This window comes from Pollutibacter soli (assembly GCA_029269725.1).
In the GTDB taxonomy this organism is placed as follows: domain Bacteria; phylum Bacteroidota; class Bacteroidia; order Chitinophagales; family Chitinophagaceae; genus Pollutibacter; species Pollutibacter soli.
Window position 1 is genome coordinate 167,814 of the sequence record JARJHS010000007.1, and the last position, 19,905, is coordinate 187,718.

Sequence of the window (19,905 nt, forward strand, 5' to 3'; positions counted from 1 at the left end):
GTCATGAAAAAATACAGGATCATTTTAGTAATGGCTTTCATTTTTGTTTTTTCAAGTCATCTCCATGCGCAGCAATATGGTGAACTGGCATACCAGGTATCATTTCCATTAGGTGATTTTAAGGAGTTTGTCAGTAAGCCAAGTTTCGCCGGGATCAGTGCGGGATATCGCGTAGCGCTTAAATCTAATCCCCAGCTGACTATCGGTGGAAATTTCAACTGGTATTATCTGTCTGACAAACTGGGCTATCACACAACACCAACAAATGACGGCGGTTCATATTCGGGCACCACAACAAGGTTCACCAATATCTACAGCCTTTTGGCCATTGCTCAATACGATTTTTCACCCAGCACAGACACATGGGTGCCATTTATGAAAGTTGGATTTGGTGCGGATTATCAAAGTCAAAGAACCGATATCGGACTTTATGCTTTCAAAAATGATGGGATACAATTTGCTGCGCACACTGAAATAGGATTTCGATTCAATCCTGATCCGATGAACGGAATTTTTCTTGCATTTACTTATGATGCCATGCCAAAAGCAGGAAACCTTGTTTCAACAAGCATTGTCGGTATTAAACTGGGCGTTTCAAGATTATCGATTAAATAACCGGGAGAAGCAGATGTTTCAACCGCTTTATGCCTGATTCCGGATCAAAAAGTGTAAATTGACTGAAGCAGGTGAATACATTCCACCTGGTGATCATTATGCAGGAAGTCAGAGCCGTTATCGGAAAAGAGCACTACAAAACGACCGTTCATTCGGGTACTCACCAGCTCATTTCTGACGAACCAATTGTTGTTGGCGGAGAGGACCTGGGGTTTTCGCCAGATGAACTTTTAGCCTCTTCCCTTGCTGCATGCACAGCCATAACGCTGCGAATGTATGCTGACAGAAAAAATATCAAGCTCGAAGAAATTGAGGTAAATGTCAGTGTCAGCTGGGATAATAATATCAGGGAAACGATTATGCTGAAGACTGTACATTTCAAAGGAGAAGTGTCTCAGCAGGAACGTGAAAACCTTTTCAGGATAGCATCCAGATGCCCGACACATAAAATGCTGGAAAATCCTTTCCAAATCATCACCTCTGAAATATGAAAGACATAACAAAAAAATATACGAATGGACAAATGACCATCGTCTGGAAACCTTCGCTCTGTCAACATTCCACGATCTGCTGGCGAAGGACGACAGGTCTGCCGCAGGTTTTCAATCCCGCAATTAAACCCTGGATCAATCCACTCGGTGCCACAACAGAAGAAATGATTGTTCAGGTAAAAAAATGTCCCTCAGGCGCATTGAGTTTTTTCATGAATGCTGAAGAATAGTTCATAGTTCATGGTTCATAGTTCATAGTTTGGAACAGCCAGCGTGGCTGCCGGCAGGCAGGTGTTCAGTTTTCGATTCAGGTAGGAGAATGGAGGCTGGAGATATAGCAGTAGCTGGAAGCACCCTGCATTGGCGGCACTTCTTCCTTTATTCTGTTTCTGTTTTCTTCTTCTGCATTCACTCCGGCCGCTCAAGCATCCTGCGCCGGAAAAATGACGTATATTCAGAAACGCCGGCCTTTTCAGAATTAGAAAACAGGCATTGATGTTTGTACCGGGACTGATGAAGAAAACGATTATCATAATCATTCTCTCCTCAATTTCTTTTTTCACCGCTTATGCTGACCATATCAGTGGCGGTGAAATGTATTATACCTACCTGGGCCAGGAAAATGGCAACTACCGGTACACTTTCACCCTTAAATTTTACATGCGATGTAATAGCGGGAGACAATTTAATGATCCCGCCCGTGTTGCCGTATACGATAAATCGACTGGTGCGCAAACCCTGGTCATCGAAGCTGCACTCACCTCAACGGAAACGCTTAACCGTAATCAGAATGATGAGTGTATTAGTAATCCTCCCGTGGTTTGTTATGAAGTAGGGTATTACCAGTTTTTGGTAATTGTACCAGCATCTGTTGGTGGATATATAGTGGCAGCGCAGGTAAATTTCAGGATCAATGGGATAAATAATCTAATGGCAGGATATAACGGTATTGGTGCCACTTACTCAGCCGAGATTCCCGGAACCGGGAACGGTACTAATATGATGGTGAATTCAAGCGCAAAGTTTATCGGGTCTGATATGGTTGTTGTGTGTGACAACAACAGTTTCTCCTATAGTTTCCGAGCAATTGATAATGATGGCGATGAACTCCGCTATTCTTTTTGCGATGCATTCAGAAGTTCAGGTAGCGGCGGCGGCGGCCCCAATTCAAGTGTACCTCCTCCACCTCCGCCTTACAATTCGGTTCCTTATGCAATGCCTGAATTTGCCGGAACCGGCCCACTGGGCAAAAATGTAAGAATTGATTCCAGGTCAGGGCTTATTTCCGGAATCGCCCCGAGGTCGGGTATATATGTTGTAACGGTTTGTGCTGAAGAGATACGCAATGGAGTAGTTATCGCGACGCAACGAAAAGATTTGCAGATAAATATTACCGGGTGTTCGATTGTTGCAGCAAATCTTCCTCCTGAATTTCAATTGTGCCAGGAGAGTTTTGAATACACCTTTACAAACAATCTTTACAACCCGTTGATCAAATCATTTCTATGGGAGCTTTTTAAACCCGATGGCAGTTCCATCACGACCAGTTCAAAAGAAAATTTCACTTATAAATTTCCTGATACAGGAATCTATTCAATCAAGCTTACGGTAAACAAGGGAGAAGCCTGCAGTGATTCTGGTCGAACACTTGTGCGTGTATATCCTGGTTTGAAAAGTGACTTTAGCGCTGCGGGCATTTGCTTCACCAGGCCTACATTGTTCTCTGATAAGAGCACAACAGTCTATGGAACGATTAATGACTGGTTTTGGGATTTTGGTGAGCAGATGGTTTTCAGCGATACCGTACGTGGCAGCAGAAACTCAGAGTACACGTATCCGGTACCAGGCCCGAAAATTGTTTCGCTGATAACTACCACTTCGAAAGGTTGTACGGATACGGCAACTCAGACATTGGCAATAGTTGACAAACCACCATTACAGTTTGCATTCAGGGATACTCTTATTTGTGTTAAGGATTCCGTCCGGTTGATAGCCAATGCTCCGGGAATTGTTACATGGTCGCCGGTACAGACTATTCTTGGTCCCAACCCCGGAAATCCGCTGGTTGTGCCTGTGACTACCACGACTTATTATGCAGATCTGAATGATAATGGATGTATAAATAAGGACTCATTAATTGTTCGGGTGACCGATCGCGTTAACCTTACGGCGATGAATGACTCGGTTATTTGTTCGGGTGATACTATTACACTAAGAATTCAATCCGATGGACTTCAATATTCATGGACGCCTTCAGCTCAATTAAATAATGCTTTGCTTCCGCAGCCCTCGGCAATTACTCCTATCACTACTCAATATAATGTTACCGCGAAAATCGGAGGTTGCTCAGCAACAGAAAACATCCGTATCAGTACCGTAAACTATCCGTTAGCCAATGCAGGCGCTGACACGATGATCTGTTACCAGACTGGCGCGGTTTTGAATGGAAGCACCAATGGAATTTCCGTGCTTTGGTCTCCCCCTGAAAGTCTAACTGACCCGGATAGCCGAACTACGCCTGCCAGCCCTCCTGTCACCACGACCTATACTTTATTTGCATACGATAATAAAGGTTGCCCGAAACCAGGAACTGACCAGGTAGTCGTTACTGTGCTTCCTCCAATTCGTGCCTTTGCAGGTAATGATACTGCAGTGATGGTTGAACAACCGCTACAGCTGCAGGCTACCGGTGGCACCAGGTATGAATGGACGCCTGCCACAGGTCTGAGCAACAGCTCGATTTCGAATCCGATTGGAATGTATTCAGTTCCGACAAATGGAATTATGTATCAGGTTAAGATATATAATGAAGCAGGTTGTGTGGAAACTGATATTCTGAATGTAAAAGTATTTCAGAAGGGCCCCGCTATTTATGTACCCAATGCATTTACGCCGAATGGCGATGGTTTGAATGACGAAATAAAGCCAGTGAATGTGAGTATTCAGCAGATGCGTTACTTCCGCGTTTATAATCGTTGGGGAAAATTAGTATTCAGTACTTCAGAACCGGGCCGGGGATGGGACGGGAAAATCAATGGGCAATTGCAGACATCGGAAACTTACGCATGGGTCTTTAATGGAGTCGACTATCTCGGAAATGAAATTGTGCAGAAAGGCACGGTGACGCTCATAAGATAGTTCTTAGTTCATAGTTGATAGTTCATAGTTTTAACAGCCAGAACCCGCGAATGCTTATCGTTTTTTTTCTTGTCAAATTTGTATCTTAAAAGTTGGATACAATTTTTTTATATTGAATTTCTCAACAAAGAATACATTATTGCAGATCATATCCAGAACATCATGCTCCAGGTAGGAGCGGCTGTTTCAATCTATGAACTATGAACAAAGAACTATAAACTATCTTAATGCTATGCCAATCAGAATATTCGTTACCGGTGGCACATTTGATAAAGAATACAATGAAATCACCGGGCACCTTTATTTCAAAGATACTCACCTGCAGGAAATGCTCAACCTGGGAAGGAGTCGACTCGAAGTGGAAATAAGAACGTTAATGATGATTGACAGCCTGGACATGACAGAGCAGGATCGCGTCCTTATTGCAGATCAATGCAATCGTTCCACTGCTGATAAAATTATCGTTACTCATGGTACAGACACCATGTCTGAAACAGCAAAGTTTCTCGCCGGAAGAGTAACCGGCAAAACCATTGTTCTCACCGGTGCAATGATCCCCTATAAGTTTGGTAGCTCTGACGGACTTTTCAACCTGGGCAGCGCTCTCGCTTTTGTACAATCACTTCCGCAGGGAGTTTATGTGGCTATGAACGGAAAAATCTTCAACTGGGACAATGTTCAGAAGAACAAAAAGACCGGACAATTTGAAGAAATACGTTGAACGTAAAACGTTTAACGTTCACCGTTACACGTTCCACCAAAAAATAATCCCGCAAGTCTTTAACCGACCTGCGGGATTTTTTTATTTGAAGCGTGTTCTATAATCTATCCACTAAATCTCCTGCCTCCCCATTCCTGCCTCACTACTGTTTCGGTTCCAGTAATTTAAAGAACTGATCCAGCTGAGGAAGAATAACGATTCTTGTGCGGCGGTTTGCAGCGCGACCATCTGCTGTATCATTGCCTCCAACAGGATGATATTCAGAACGACCAGCTGCAGCCATTTTTGCAGGATCAAGACCGTACTGGTTCTGCAGAAGACGTACAACTGTAGTAGCACGTTTTACGCTCAGATCCCAGTTGTCAACCAATACACCTCTTTTGAATGCAACATTGTCTGTATGACCTTCAACCATGAATTCGATATCAGGCTGATTTTTCAGAACAGTTGCAACTTTACCAAGCACTTCCTTAGCACGGTCAGTTACATCATAGCTTCCCGTTTTGAAAAGCAGTTTGTCAGAGATATCGATGAACACCACACCTTTGTCAACTTTGATATTGATGTCTTCATCCTGCATATTGCCGATAGCACCTTTCAGATTCATTACGAGGGCCATGTTAAGAGAATCTTTTTTTGCCATCTGCTGTTGCAGGCTCTGGATATAGCTGTCTTTTGCACCAATATTTTCCATTGATTTTTTGATGCTTTCTGCCTGGGATGATGAAATAACAGAAAGATCTTCCAGTTGCTTCAAAGCCTGGGTATTGTTCTTTTTCAGAAAATCAATCTGCTCATTCAGATTGGCGATATTTCCTTCCAGGGAAGCTTTTGCTCTTTCAAGGGCGGCTTTGTCGTCACGGCATGTTTTCAGGTCATTCTGAACACCTGTGTAGGAAGTATTCAGCTCATTGTATTTGTCATTAAGGGTTTTGAATTTTTTATTACTCACGCAGGAGAATAGAAAAACAGAAAGCAACATCGTAAATAAGAAAGGACGCATCTTCATATGTTTGGTTTTAAATGAACAAGTTGGTTTGGGGGCTTAAAGATAAAAGATCAAAATGATTTGACGGACGGTGAAGAAAATTCATTGTGAAAAAACGATCTTCCGGGAAATTTTTTATGAGAAAACTGCTTGGCACCTGCCTTTTACTGTGTCTGGTGTTATCTGCGAAGGCGCAGGATTTGGTTTCCGGAGGGGTTTTGAAACCGGAACAGGCAAATATGGATATCCGTCATTACCTGATTGACCTTAAAGTCGACCCAAACGCACAAACGCTTACTGGCTATGTAACAGTAACGCTGGTTCTCAAATCGGCCGCCCCGGTAATTTTATTGGATTTGTCCCGCCTGATGAAAGTCAGCACCATAACCGTTGACAGGAAAGCAGCAGATTTTGTCCAGGAAAATGATATGATCCGGATTTCCGGGAAAAATGACTTTTCTGCGGGAAGACATTCAATAAAGATCAGCTACGGAGGCAGCCCTGTCGTGGCGAAAAGGCCACCCTGGGATGGAGGAATTCAATGGGAGAAGGACAGCACTGGAAATCCATGGATCGCTTTAAGTTGTGAGGGAGAAGGCGGGAAAATTTATTTTCCATGTAAAGACCATCCAAGCGATGAACCTGATGAAGGTGCAGAAATGCGGATCACTGTACCAAAAGGGCTGGTTGTAGCAGGTCCTGGATTACTGAAGAAAGTCACTCACTCACGCAACAATTCCACTTATGACTGGAAAACAATGTATCCCATCAGTAATTACTGTCTTCTTTTTAATGTTGGTAAATATGTTGTTGTGAAAAGGGACTATGTAACGATAAATAAAAATCATGTCCCGATGGAATTTTATGTGCTCGAGGAACATAAATCAAAAGCACAGCACCATCTGGATTTGCTCGAAAGATCGGCACAGGTTCTTGAAAAATATTTCGGCGAGTATCCGTGGGTGAAAGAAAAAATAGGCATTGCCGAAACACCTCACTTAGGCATGGAACACCAGACCATGAACGCCTATGGAAACAAGTTCAATTATACTAAAATTGGCGGGAAAGACTTTGACTGGTTGATGCATCATGAATTCGGACATGAATGGTGGGCAAATAAAATCACCAACCGCGATTGGGCCGATATGTGGATCCAGGAGGGATTTTGTGCCTATGGCGATGCATTGTACACGCGGGAATTAGAAGGTGAGGAAGCTTACCGGAAAAGAATGATGAGAACAGGACTTTCCGCTCAGAATAAAGTGCCGATTGTTCAGGGTGAATCCGGTATCGATGCCGGCAAGGCCTATCATGGAGATATATATGGAAAAGCCGCATTTTTCGTCCACAGTCTTCGCTACTTTATGGGCGATTCTATCTTCTTTCCGACATTGAAAAAATTCGCGTCGGACTCTTCAATCTGCTGTTATAATACAGTGACCACAACTATGGTGGACGAATATTTCAGTGCGGCCTGCGGTCAGAAGCTGACTCCGCTGTTCGACCTCTATCTCAGATCCACCAATAAATTGGAAATATCCGTCAGACAGCTGATTAATGATGAGTATATGGTCAAAACAACAAATCTTTCCATGGCGCTTCCTATTGAAATTCAAACTGATAAAGGGATTTCACGGGTTGTGATAGACGGCAAGGGATCGAAAATAAAGTCTGCAACAATGCCGGTGATCGATCCGCAAATGTTCTACCTCAAAAAGGTTTCGATCGAATAACTAATAAAAATTTTCCTCCGCTGGCCCTTATTTCCGGCCTTTTATCCAAAACAAGCAAAGGACTAAAAGGCCGGATTTTTATTTATTTCGTTGATTATCAGCTGTTGTCGGTTTAAACGGATATCAATCACAACCGGGTACTATAAAAAAAGAGGTACTATGTATTGCTTAGTATCAGATTTTACCCATAGATTTGTATTCAGAAAGCGGATCAGCGGGTTGGTGAATGAACGGAAAGGAATTCAAGACAGGAATTATCCATTGGCAGGAAACAAAACATTAGATCAGATTTCGTCCATTTTCCAATCCGCGAACACGCCATTTTTTTTGGCCGCTTAAGGATTAACTCACAACAGAAATTTTGTAGTATGAATATCGAGAACACCCAGAGCCAGATGCGGAAAGGCGTACTGGAGTTTTGTATACTCTCCATTATTAAGCGGGCCGAGGCATATCCGAGTGATATCATTGAGGAGATGAAGAAGGCCAACCTGCACATCCTGGAGGGTACCTTATATCCGCTGTTGACAAGGCTGAAAAATGCCGATCTGCTTACCTACCGCTGGGTGGAAAGTCAGAGTGGACCCCCGAGAAAGTATTTCTCTCTCACTGATAAGGGCGCTGAGTTTTATAAGGAACTCGAAGCTACCTGGAATGAACTCGCAAACGCGGTGCAACAGATTACACAGAACGGGCAGCTACTGACAGAACCATTCACCAACTTCAACCAATAAATAGATCAGACAATGAAAAAGGTAATAAATATAAATTTTCAGGGCAGGGTAATTCCCATAGAGGAATCTGCTTATGAAGAATTAAAAAAGTATACGGATAGTCTGCACCGTTATTTTGCACGCGAGGAAGGAAAAGAAGAAATAATCAATGATATCGAGAATCGCATTGCTGAGCTATTTATTGAAAGGCTGAAAAACAACCCGGCAGGATGTATTACTGATGCAGACATCAACAGTATCGTTTCCAGTATCGGAAGACCTGAAGATTTTGACGCTGATCTGAATGACAGTAATGAATCCTACTCATCCAAAGATGCTGGTTCTAAAGCAGGCAGTTCTGCTTATTCGGAACCGAGGGGGTCTTTATTCAGAAATGAAAATGATAAGGTGCTGGGAGGTGTTTGTAGTGGATTGGCCCATTATCTGAAAATCGACCCTACCGTTGTAAGAATACTTTTTGCGCTGATTACATTCGGTGGATTCGGATCAGGTGTATTATTATACATCATTTTGTGGATCGTGTTGCCTGCAAAACAAATGCAGTTTAATGTTCGCAGGCGTTTGTACAGAAATCCTGATGATAAAGTGATCGGTGGTGTTTGTTCAGGTATCTCCAGCTATTTTAATATCGGTGTTTGGATCCCCAGAGTAATATTTACTTTGCCATTTTTTATCGGCATCATCGGAAATATATTCGGAAATCGTTGGGGTCATTGGGATGGATTTCCTGACGTAGTGTTTGGGTCATTCGGAGGTACTTTGATTGTTACCTATCTCATTTTATGGATGGTTGTTCCGTTCGCCAACACAGCTACTGAGAAGCTGGAAATGCGTGGAGAAAAAATTGATCTTGAAAGCATTAAGAATACAGTACAGGGTGAAATGCAGGGAGTAAAAGGCAGGGCAGAAAAAGCAGGATCGGATTTTAAAGAAAGAGCACAGGAATGGGGTGAAGAAGTGAGAGAACGTAGTCAGGCATTTGCATCACAGGCAGGACCAGTAGCAAGAAGGGCAGGTAGTAGTATCGGGCACGCAGTCGGGGTTTTATTCAAAGCGTTCTTTCTCTTCATCGCCGGGATGATTGCATTCGGATTATTGATCGGATTGATGGCGTTGATTTTTTCAGGTGTAGGTGTTTTTCCGCTGAAAGCATTTGTTCTCGAAGGATTCTGGCAGAATGCAATGGCATGGGGCACACTCATATTGTTTCTTGGTGTACCCATCATCGCCACAGTGATCTGGCTGATCCGCAGGATCTCCGGTGTAAAATCAAAGAATAACTACCTGGGTTATGCTTTTGGAAGCTTGTGGATCATCGGATGGGTTTGCGTGATCACTCTCGGCGGTTTGATCTCACGGGATTTCAAAAGGACCGGATATGTGGATGAAAAAATAAGCATCATGCAACCGACGGGTGCAAGAATGCTCGTGGATGTAGGAGATCTCCCCGGCAAATATTATGGTATGGTTTGGTTCGATGACGATCATGACAATGATTTTCCCGGACTTTCAAAAGATGAAGACAGCATGCTGTTGAATACTGTGAGGATTAAAGTAGTGAGAAGCAAGGATGACTTATATCACGTGTACCAGCGCAAACTGGCCCGTGGTAATTCCCCCGCAATTGCGGAACAGACTGCCTCAGAAGTTAGTTTTCCGGTAAGACAGGTCGATTCATTGCTGATTCTTCCCAAAGGTTTTACCATTTCTAAGGAAAGCAAGTTCCGTAACCAGCAGGTGCTGGTGGTGATTGAAGTTCCCGTAGGAAAAGCGATAAGACTTGATCACAGCCTGAACAGATTCGATTGGTTCAGCATAAACACAGGGAGAAGAAGGTTTGACGACGAGTTTGATGATTGGGATAACTCCTATTCGTGGATGAGCGATACCTGGTATGTAATGACTGAAAATGGATTAGACAGAATGTATAAGGATGATAACAACGATAATGAAGATGATCGCAACAGTGAATGGAAACTGGAAAAGAACAAAGAGGGTGGACAGTATCGCTATCACAAGGACGGAGATACAATCGATATAAAAATCAAGGACAAGGACACGACAGTAAACATCAAATTAAAAACTTCAGTAGAAATCAATGATGATTCTGAAAATGAAAAGGAAGGAGAAGACGCTACAGCTATGGAAGTAATGCCGGAGAAGAAAGAACAAAAATCTTACAGAGGATCGATGATTTCGGTTATGGACTTAATTAAGGTAGGAACGCGTTAACGTTAAACGTTCAACGTCGAACATTTAACGTAAGAGCGTTTCAATAGACAGGTTGAAGTTGAAACAGCCGGGCCGGAACGAAAGTTCTGGCCCTGCCTTTTTAAGTTGAACGTTGAACGTTTTACGTTGAACGTTCCTATTTTTGCCCCTCAATTTTTTCTGAATGAAACAGACACCCTTCACGGCAAAACATATTGCGCTTGGTGCGAAAATGGCTGAGTTTGCCGGTTATAACATGCCCATATCTTATAGTGGTATTAACGACGAACATCAGGCTGTAAGAACAAATGCAGGAATTTTTGATGTCAGTCATATGGGTGAATTTATTTTAAAGGGTGAGCATGCGCTTGATCTCATTCAGAAGGTTACTTCCAATGACGCTTCAAAGCTTACCGATGGAAAGGCACAATACAGTTGTCTTACAAATGAAAACGGCGGAATAGTTGATGACTTACTGGTCTATTGCATTGAGCAGAACAAAGTTTATATGCTCGTTGTAAATGCTTCTAATATTGAAAAAGATTGGGAATGGATCAGGAGGCATAACAGCAACAATGCAGAAATGCATAATATTTCTGATAAAACCTGTCTGCTGGCCATCCAGGGTCCTAACGCCACAAAAATTCTTCAGCCACTGACTGAGATGGATATACTGGATCTCAAATACTACACATTTAGCAAAGGGAAATTTGCAGGCGTGGATAACGTTCTGGTAAGCGCCACAGGTTATACTGGTGCAGGGGGTGTTGAAATTTATTTTGAAGACAAAGACGATAACGCAGAAAAAATATGGGATGCCATTTTAGCTGCGGGCGCGCCAAAGGGCCTGAAGCCCATCGGCCTTGGAGCCAGGGATACGCTGAGGCTGGAAATGGGATTTTGTCTGTATGGTAACGATATCGACGATTTTTCAACTCCGCTGGAAGCAGGGTTGGGATGGATCACGAAATTTTCCAAACCATTCACTGCCAGTGAGTTCCTCGCTAAACAAAAGTCCAACGGTGTAGAAAAAAAGCTGGTGGGTTTTGAAATGATTGAAAAAGGAATTCCGCGTCATGATTATATGATCCGCGATAATGAGGGAAATCTTATCGGCAGGGTCACCTCAGGAACCCAGGCGCCGAGCCTCGGTAAAGCAATTGGCATGGGATATGTACGGATAGACCAGGCCATGCTGGACAATGAGATTTTTATTGATATCCGGGACAAGAATATCCGCGCCCGGATCGTAAAAATGCCATTCTATAACCAGCCCTGAAAAACCTGAAAGAGCGCTATGCCTAAAATCCATATCACCACCTTCATCAATGCACCTGTTGAACTGGTATTTGACCTCAGCCGGAATATTACACTCCTGAAAAAAATCCTGAATAACGGCAAAGAACAGTTGCTTGTTGACACATCATCTGTCCTTATCGGGAAAGGTGAATCTGTTACATTGAAAGCAAAACACCTGGGTAAGCTGAGAATGCTTACTACGAAGGTTGTAGAGTTGGAAAAGCCCGGCATGTACCAGGAATCCCAAATCAAGGGAGATCTGAAAAGATTCACACATGAACATCATTTCAAGAAAACCGAAAATGGTACGATCATGATTGATGTCGTCGATTTTGAAGGTCCGAAAGATATCATCGGTTCTGTAGCTGCTCCTTTTTTTCTGAAGAAATATTTTGAAACCTTTCTCGCGAAAAAAAATGACCTGATCCGCCAATATGCCGAATCGGACAAATGGCGGGCAATCATAGGCTGATCTAGCATTATCTTTGCGCGATATGTCGAAAAATCGTCCAACTCTTTTCACCTGTTTATCTCCCGCTCTCCTACACTTATATGATGTCAATAATGCAGTAGTGGTGATCATTGATGTTCTTCGCGCGACTTCTACAATTGCAACGGCATTGTACAACGGTGCGAAATGTGTAGTTCCTGTCGACACGGTTCCCCGGTGCATTGAGCTGGGAATAACACTGGATGGAATTACAGCAGGTGAGCGTGACGGTAAGGTTGCTGAAGGACTCTCCTACGGCAATTCTCCTTTCGAATATCCGGAAACATTTATAGCGAACCGGACGCTGGTACTTACTACCACCAACGGTACCAAGCTTCTGCATATGGCCCTGGCACAGGGAAAATGTGAAATCATCACTGGTGCATTCCTTAATCTTTCTGCAGTTTGTGATTACCTCGTAGCACAGGGTAAACCAGTTATTTTGGGTTGTGCCGCATGGAAGGACAGAATTAATATGGAGGATACATTATTCGCAGGTGCAGTTGCTGATAGAATTCAGGAACATTTTCATATCAACTGTGATTCTACTCATATCGCCATGACTTTGTATAACCAGGCAAAGAATGACATCTTTGAATTCATGAAGAAAAATGATGCATCCCATTACCATCGTCTCATGAATTATGGCCTGGAAAAGGATATCCGCCATTGCCTTACACCAGACCTGGCTGATGTACTTCCGGTATATCGTGATGAAGCGCTTTGGCGCCTATAGGGTTGAACGTAAAACGTAGAACGTTAAACGTTAGAACCCGACACCGCAAAAAGATTGCTTATCCGGAAAAACTTTGTACAGCAAGAGCGTACCTTTAACGTTCTACTTTTAACGTTTAACTTGTAAAGACATGTTGTTTCCCCCTATCTTTGAAAAAGCCATTTGCTTCTCATCCTGAAACTGTATTTTTATAGCCTATTTTAAAATCGGACTTTTTCAAAAAAGTATTGACCATATGAACGAAACTTCACTTCGCAGTCAGGGCTGGTTTGGCAGAACAGGAAAAGATGGATTTATATACAGAGCCTGGATGAAAAACCAGGGCATTCCTGATGAAGAGTTTCGTGGGAAGCCAGTGATCGGGATCTGTAACACCTGGAGTGAGCTCACTCCATGTAATGCACATTTCAGAGAACTCGCTGAGTCAGTAAAGAAAGGTGTGATTGCAGCCGGCGGTTTCCCGGTCGAATTTCCCGTAATGTCGCTTGGTGAAACGCTGATCAAGCCTACGGCTATGCTGTACCGTAACCTCGCCAGCATGGATGTAGAGGAATCCATCCGTGCGAACCCGATAGATGGCGTTGTATTGCTGTGTGGTTGCGACAAAACCACTCCATCCCTGGTGATGGGTGCCTGCAGCGTAAACATCCCGACAATTGTTGTTTCCGGTGGCCCTATGCTTACGGGTAAATATGAAGGGAAAAGTATCAGTACCAGTGACGTGTGGCGCTTCAATGATGCTGTTCGTAGTGGGCACATGACACAGGAAGAATTGACTGTTGCAGAAGCTTGTATGTGCCGTAGCCGCGGACATTGCGCTGTAATGGGTACTGCATCAACGATGGCCTGTATGGTGGAGTCTCTCGGACTCACATTGCCCACAAATGCAGCAATACCTGCGGCAGATAGTCGCAGAAAAGTGTTGGCGCAGTATTCAGGCAAGCGCATTGTTGAAATGGTAAAGGAAGACCTCAAGCTTTCGGATATACTTACGCGTGAGGCCTTTGAAAATGCGATTAAAATCAATGCAGCAATAGGCGGCTCTACCAATTTCGTTATACACCTGCTGGCTATTGCAGGCAGGATTGGCGTTAAGCTTGATCTCAATGATTTTGATAAACTCAGTTTTGGCATTCCTTTACTGGCTAACCTCCAGCCCTCAGGCAAATATTTTATGGAGGATTTTTATTATGCAGGAGGTCTGCCGGCAGTAATGCGGGAGCTTGATAATATTCTGCATACCCGGGCCATCACAGCCAACGGCAAAACAATCAAACAGAATTACGAGGAGGCAGAAATTTATAACGATGATGTAATCACCGGCACAGAAAATCCTTTTAAAAAGGAAACGGGTCTTGCAGTGATCACCGGCAATCTATGTCCTGACGGAGCGGTCTTGAAACCTAGTGCAGCCAGCCCGCACCTGATGAAGCATACAGGCAAAGCGGTCGTGTTTGAAAATATTGAAGACTATCATGCAAGGATAGACGATGATTCTCTCGGTGTCGATGAAACAAGTGTTTTGGTTCTGAAAAATGTAGGTCCGGTAGGTTACCCTGGTATGCCTGAAGTGGGGAATATGGCCCTCCCAAAAAAACTAATCGACAAAGGCATTACGGACCTGGTGCGTATTTCGGACGGTCGGATGAGTGGTACCGGTTTCGGAACGGTAGTGCTGCATGTGTCTCCTGAAGCTGCAAAAGGAGGTCCTCTGGCATTGGTGCAGAATGGAGACCTGATTGAGCTTGATGTTGAAAACCGATCGCTGGAATTAAAAGTTTCGAAAGAAGAACTCGATAAAAGAAGGGCTTCCTGGAAGCCGAGCCACAACGTATCCGGACGGGGATATGTTCAGTTATACCAGCAGCATGTTTGCCAGGCACACCTGGGTGCAGATCTTGACTTTCTCACCGGAAGTTCAGGCAGTACTGTCACCAGGGATTCTCATTAATACAATTATTGTTTGCAAAGATTTTGTTGCCATGTCAGAAAAAACATTCGGTGGAAAAGTAGCAATTGTAACAGGTGCAGGACAGGGAATTGGATTTGAAATAGCAAAACAACTTAGTTTGCAGGGAGCTTCCGTAATGCTGAATGACCTTGATAATGCATTAACCTATGAAGCTGCAGCAGAGATTGTCCGGCTGGGTGGTTCCTGTAAAGGTTTTCCCGGAGATGCAGGCAATATAACTTTCATTCAGAAGATGGTGGCTACAGCCGTGGAGGAGTTCGGAGGAATTCATATCGTAATTGCGAATGCCGGAATTACTCTCTTCGGAGATTTTTTTACTTATACACCTGAAGCACTGCAAAAAGTTTTTCAGCTTAATATCAGCGGAAGTTTTTTCCTGGCACAAACTGCGGCTATACAAATGCGTAAGCAAGGCTCTGGCGGAAGCGTGCTTGTCATGTCTTCAGTTACAGGACAGCAGGCCCATCGTCACCTGGCAGCATATGCAATGACAAAAGCAGCACTGCAGATGCTTGCAAAAAATCTTGTCATTGAATTATCTCCATACGGAATTACAATTAATGCTATTGCGCCAGGCGCCACGCTCACTGAAAGAACTATTTCTACCGACCCTGGTTATGAAGCTACCTGGAGCGAATTAACTCCCCTGGGAAAGCCTGCTAAAACGACCGATATTGCTCATGCTGCGCTCTTCCTTGTTTCTCCGCTTTCCCATCATATTACCGGCCAGACGCTGGTGGTGGACGGAGGCTGGACATCGGTAAGTCCGTCGCCGGGGGAAAAGCATTTTCAGGAGGTAGAATCCGGAAAGTAAATCCCTAAAGATACGAAATTTCAAAGCAGGAAAAACCGACCGGAGATTAAAATAAAATTTCGACGGAAGGGCTTTCAGGGCTGATGTATTTTCATTTAGTTTTGCAGATTACCCTTTTTTGTAAAGAGAAATTTTCCGTACACCGGGGGGTTGTTGAGTGCGTTTGATCATTTCAGTTATTAACCTATCTATGGCTTTATCACACCTGTTGAAATTCGTTTATAATAATGGCACCGATGAGGTGATTAGAAGAGGAAAGAAGATACATGCAATCGGTTATGTCGAATTTGTGGAACACGATGAACTGATGGGTACGGTTACTTTCCGTGTGAAAGATGATAACTACAATACTTTCTATAAAGTCACTATCCAGAAATACAAGGATCCGCGAACCATGGCGTTACGCTGCTCCTGTCCATACAACCTCGGCGACATTTGTCGCCACGAAGCAGCTGCTCTCCTTCAACTGCAGGAATTACTGGATAAAAATGTTTTAGGCGACAGAAGTATTATCTACCATCAGCGCCATACTGTGGTCAAGATGAAAAATCTTGATCTAAAGTCAATCAGATATCTAACCGCTCCGGAATCCTATGAAGCCGCAGAGAAATTATTGCGCACACAAAAAGCCAATATTATTCTCGCAAAAGACGAAAGGGTTGAGGCAAAACTGGAAATGGACGGTGATGTTTTCCCTGTGGTAATTCAGAAAAATGAAGAACGCAATTTTGATACATCGTGTAAATGCACAGATGAACATCATCCACTTTGCGTGCATAAAACAGTTTTATTTCTCCAGTTATTGAATAGCTATGGTCCGTTTTACTTCGATACCATCCGCAACTGGGAAAAAGAAAAAAATAAATTGCTGGAAGCTTATGGCTACAGTATGAACGACGAAGGATGGGAGAAAAAATTTGAGTTTTCTTATAAAGATGGAAAACCATTTTTGCGTGTACTTGATCCAACAGTAAAGAGAGTTGAAGTATCGGCAAATAATAAACCACGTCCCGTGGTTGCCCCTCAGCGTGAGGAAGTAGCTGTGCCTGTACCTGAAGTTGAAATCATTCCTGATGATAACCGATTAGGAATTGTTTTCAATTCACATCACAAACAATTTCCGGGATTCGCAATTGATGTTGTTACTGGTGAAATAAATGCACAGGGAACAGCCTTTACGGGAAAAGTGGTAAAACTTGATCTCGGCAAATTTATTCCAACGGAAAATATGAATGAGGAGGAAACGACTTTACTGCAGAGTCTGCGCAAGTTTCATCCTTCTGAGATTAACAAATATGTCAGCCGAAACTCTCCATTTTCGGGTATCTGGGAAAACATTATTCATACCGAAGAAGACGGGTTACCTGCTGATACTGAATCATTAATTACAGAATATTTCTATCCAAAACTTAAAAAACTTTTTGCCGAGAACAAAGGCAAAACGCTTTTCCTGCGTCTTCCTGCCGGTAAATCTTTTGTAACCTCTCATCTTATTCCTGTTGATATCAGTACCTCTACAATGGTGCCGTCATTTTCAGTAGAACAGGTAGATGACGGATACCAGGTTACCTGCAGAGCCATCGTAAATGAACTTGATATTGATCTCACAGATAATGAGTGGCAGAGCGATCTGGTAGTGATGTATAACAATTGTTTATACCTCTGGGAAAAAGAAGAAGATTTTCTTGCAGTCCGTGAATTTGCTGCTGACAACAAAAAGATCATCGGTAAATCAGATTGGAAAGATTTTCTTCATAAAGTATTGATTCCACTTTCCCGAAATTACCGGATGGAATTTGATAAATCAATCGTAAAGGAAGTTCGTGATGGTGAACCGGAAATAAGGTTAAGTCTCCAGGAGAAAGGTGAATATCTAGTATTCAATCCCGGGTTTGCATATAAGGGGTATGAAGTGCGTTACAGTGAAAAGGATACAATCATTCTGCCAGTAGAGGACCAGGTGATGGTCATCCACAGAAACAAACCTGCTGAACTTCAATTCATAAAGAAGCTGGAAGGGCTTCATTCTAATTTCATCAGGCCCGAAGGGAATGCTTCACTCGTTCTTAAAGGAACTGATGTACTGCGTAACAACTGGTTTTTCCTATTTGTTGACGCGATGAAGGAGCTGGATGTTCCTATCAGCGGATTTGATGTGTTGCGCAATTTCCGGTTTAACACGGCGAAACCAAATACGAGAATCAGGATCAATAGCGGCACCGACTGGTTTGATGCCAGCGTAGATGTTGTTTTTGGCGACCAGCAGGTTAGTATAGCGGAAATAAAACGCGCGTTGACCAACAAACAACAGTTCGTTCAGCTGAACGATGGTACTCTAGGCATACTTCCAGAGGAATGGTTGAAAAAGTACTCTCTTCTGTTTCGGGTTGGCGAAGGCAAGCAGGATAAGCTTCGCCTTTCAAAATATCACCTGAGTGTAATTGATGAATTGTACGACAATCGCGACGAGACTGAAGTAATGATCCGTCTCGAAGAAAAGTATGATCGTTTGAGAAGTTTCAACCGGATCAGCGAAGTGGATCCTCCTCAGGCCCTGAATCATATATTGCGTCCCTACCAGGTGGCGGGATATCATTGGCTGAATTATCTCAGTGAGGTTGGTTGGGGAGGAATTCTTGCCGATGATATGGGTCTTGGTAAAACAGTGCAGGCGCTTTCATTCATGCAGTTTTATAAAGAGAAACAAGGCACGTTAAAAGCACTGGTGGTTTGCCCGACCACATTGATGTTTAACTGGGAAAATGAGATCCGCAAATTCACACCCAATCTGAAACATATTATTCATCATGGTGGTGATCGTTCGCGGGACAAAAAACTTTTTGAAGAGACTGATGTTGTGATCACAACCTATGGCACACTCAGAAGTGATATCCGCCTGCTGGTAGATGTGATGTTCGATTATGTAGTGCTCGATGAATCCCAGGCGATCAAAAACCCACAGAGTAAAGTAACAAGAGCGGCTTCGTTACTGAATGCAAAAAGCCGTTTGTGCATGAGTGGTACGCCGCTTCAGAATAATACATTTGATATCTATGCTCAAATGAACTTTCTCAATCCGGGTATGCTGGGCAGTATTGAGTTTTTCAGAAATGAATTCGCAACACCTATTGATAAATTTGGCGAGCCTGATCAGAAAGAGCATCTGAGAAAACTACTCTACCCTTTTATACTTCGTCGTACAAAAGAACAGGTGGCAAAAGATCTTCCTGAAAAAACAGAAACTATTCTGTTTTGTGAAATGGAGGATGAACAACGTAAGATTTACGACGCTTACAGAAACGACTATCGCAACAAGATACTTGGTGTAATCAGCGAACAGGGTATCGATAAATCACAACTGACCATTCTCCAGGGTCTGATGAAACTCCGCCAGATTTGTGATTCACCAGCGATCATGAACGAGCCAGAAAAATATCCGAACGTATCCATCAAACTGGAGGAACTCGGGCGCGAGATCACGGAGAACATCAGTGATCATAAAGCGTTGGTTTTTTCCCAGTTCCTGGGTATGCTGGCATTGATCCGCGAAAAACTTACGGCGTTGGGTGTGCCTTACGAATATTTTGATGGTAGTACTTCTGCGATCGACAGGGAAAAGGCCATTCAGCGTTTCCAGAATGATCCGACTGTCAGGGTATTCCTTATCTCACTGAAAGCAGGCGGTGTGGGTCTTAACCTTACAGCTGCCGATTATGTTTATATCGTTGATCCATGGTGGAACCCGGCAGTCGAGCAACAGGCCATCGACCGTACTCACCGTATCGGGCAAACGAAAAACATTTTCGCTTACAGGATGATCTGTAAGGATACCATTGAAGACAAGATCCTTCAGTTGCAGGATCGCAAAAGAGCGCTCGCCCGCGACCTGATCGCAGATGATACTTCTTTTGTAAAGAGTCTCAGCAGGGAAGATGTCGAATACCTGTTCAGTTAATTTTTTAT

At 43.3% G+C, this 19,905-nt stretch carries 15 protein-coding genes; 14 read left to right on the forward strand and 1 reads right to left on the reverse strand.

Annotated elements, in window-relative coordinates; all coding sequences use genetic code 11:
• The first annotated feature begins 3 nt into the window (after positions 1–3).
• The 5 genes from P2W82_RS17295 to P2W82_RS17315 all read left to right on the forward strand — a co-directional run bounded on the left by P2W82_RS17295 (position 4) and on the right by P2W82_RS17315 (position 4,965).
• Complete coding sequence (locus P2W82_RS17295; protein WP_336517174.1) at positions 4–615, forward strand: hypothetical protein; 612 nt, start codon at positions 4–6, stop codon at positions 613–615.
• Positions 616–686: 71 nt separating this feature from the next.
• The gene (locus tag P2W82_RS17300; RefSeq protein ID WP_336517175.1) at positions 687–1,106 is read left to right on the forward strand and encodes an OsmC family protein; all 420 of its coding nucleotides are present in this window, start codon (positions 687–689) and stop codon (positions 1,104–1,106) included.
• Positions 1,103–1,336, forward strand: a complete 234-nt coding sequence (locus P2W82_RS17305) for a (4Fe-4S)-binding protein (protein ID WP_336517176.1) — start codon at positions 1,103–1,105, stop codon at positions 1,334–1,336. Before P2W82_RS17300 ends, P2W82_RS17305 begins: the two co-directional genes overlap by 4 nt.
• A gap of 265 nt (positions 1,337–1,601) precedes the next feature.
• Positions 1,602–4,244 (forward strand): T9SS type B sorting domain-containing protein, encoded by a 2,643-nt coding sequence (locus P2W82_RS17310; RefSeq protein WP_336517177.1) that lies wholly within the window; start codon positions 1,602–1,604, stop codon positions 4,242–4,244.
• A 232-nt stretch (positions 4,245–4,476) separates the two neighbouring features.
• Complete coding sequence (locus P2W82_RS17315) at positions 4,477–4,965, forward strand: asparaginase domain-containing protein (protein WP_336517178.1); 489 nt, start codon at positions 4,477–4,479, stop codon at positions 4,963–4,965.
• 142 nt (positions 4,966–5,107) lie between these two features.
• Here P2W82_RS17315 and P2W82_RS17320 read toward each other — a convergent pair whose 3' ends face one another.
• Positions 5,108–5,974, reverse strand: coding sequence for an OmpA family protein (locus tag P2W82_RS17320; RefSeq protein ID WP_336517179.1), 867 nt, complete (start codon positions 5,972–5,974; stop codon positions 5,108–5,110).
• Between the two features lie 116 nt (positions 5,975–6,090).
• Between P2W82_RS17320 and P2W82_RS17325 the strand changes: the two genes are divergently transcribed.
• The 9 genes from P2W82_RS17325 to P2W82_RS17365 all read left to right on the forward strand — a co-directional run bounded on the left by P2W82_RS17325 (position 6,091) and on the right by P2W82_RS17365 (position 19,897).
• Entirely contained in the window at positions 6,091–7,686 is a 1,596-nt protein-coding gene (locus P2W82_RS17325) for a M1 family metallopeptidase (RefSeq protein WP_336517180.1), read from the forward strand.
• A gap of 368 nt (positions 7,687–8,054) precedes the next feature.
• Complete coding sequence (locus P2W82_RS17330) at positions 8,055–8,420, forward strand: PadR family transcriptional regulator (protein ID WP_336517181.1); 366 nt, start codon at positions 8,055–8,057, stop codon at positions 8,418–8,420.
• Between the two features lie 12 nt (positions 8,421–8,432).
• Positions 8,433–10,652 carry a PspC domain-containing protein gene (locus P2W82_RS17335; protein WP_336517182.1) on the forward strand — a complete coding sequence of 740 codons (2,220 nt, stop codon included), beginning with the start codon at positions 8,433–8,435 and terminating at the stop codon, positions 10,650–10,652.
• A 163-nt stretch (positions 10,653–10,815) separates the two neighbouring features.
• Positions 10,816–11,910 (forward strand): glycine cleavage system aminomethyltransferase GcvT, encoded by a 1,095-nt coding sequence (gcvT, locus tag P2W82_RS17340; RefSeq protein ID WP_336517183.1) that lies wholly within the window; start codon positions 10,816–10,818, stop codon positions 11,908–11,910.
• Positions 11,911–11,928: 18 nt separating this feature from the next.
• Positions 11,929–12,402 carry an SRPBCC family protein gene (locus P2W82_RS17345; protein WP_336517184.1) on the forward strand — a complete coding sequence of 158 codons (474 nt, stop codon included), beginning with the start codon at positions 11,929–11,931 and terminating at the stop codon, positions 12,400–12,402.
• Between the two features lie 22 nt (positions 12,403–12,424).
• Positions 12,425–13,156 carry a 2-phosphosulfolactate phosphatase gene (locus tag P2W82_RS17350; RefSeq protein WP_336517185.1) on the forward strand — a complete coding sequence of 244 codons (732 nt, stop codon included), beginning with the start codon at positions 12,425–12,427 and terminating at the stop codon, positions 13,154–13,156.
• A gap of 235 nt (positions 13,157–13,391) precedes the next feature.
• A complete protein-coding gene (locus tag P2W82_RS17355) occupies positions 13,392–15,107 on the forward strand; it encodes an IlvD/Edd family dehydratase (protein WP_336517186.1) in 1,716 nt (571 codons plus the stop codon).
• A gap of 31 nt (positions 15,108–15,138) precedes the next feature.
• Positions 15,139–15,942: an SDR family NAD(P)-dependent oxidoreductase gene (locus P2W82_RS17360; RefSeq protein WP_336517187.1), complete on the forward strand. Its 804-nt coding sequence runs from the start codon at positions 15,139–15,141 to the stop codon at positions 15,940–15,942.
• A gap of 190 nt (positions 15,943–16,132) precedes the next feature.
• Positions 16,133–19,897 carry a DEAD/DEAH box helicase gene (locus tag P2W82_RS17365; RefSeq protein ID WP_336517188.1) on the forward strand — a complete coding sequence of 1,255 codons (3,765 nt, stop codon included), beginning with the start codon at positions 16,133–16,135 and terminating at the stop codon, positions 19,895–19,897.
• Positions 19,898–19,905 lie beyond the last annotated feature (8 nt).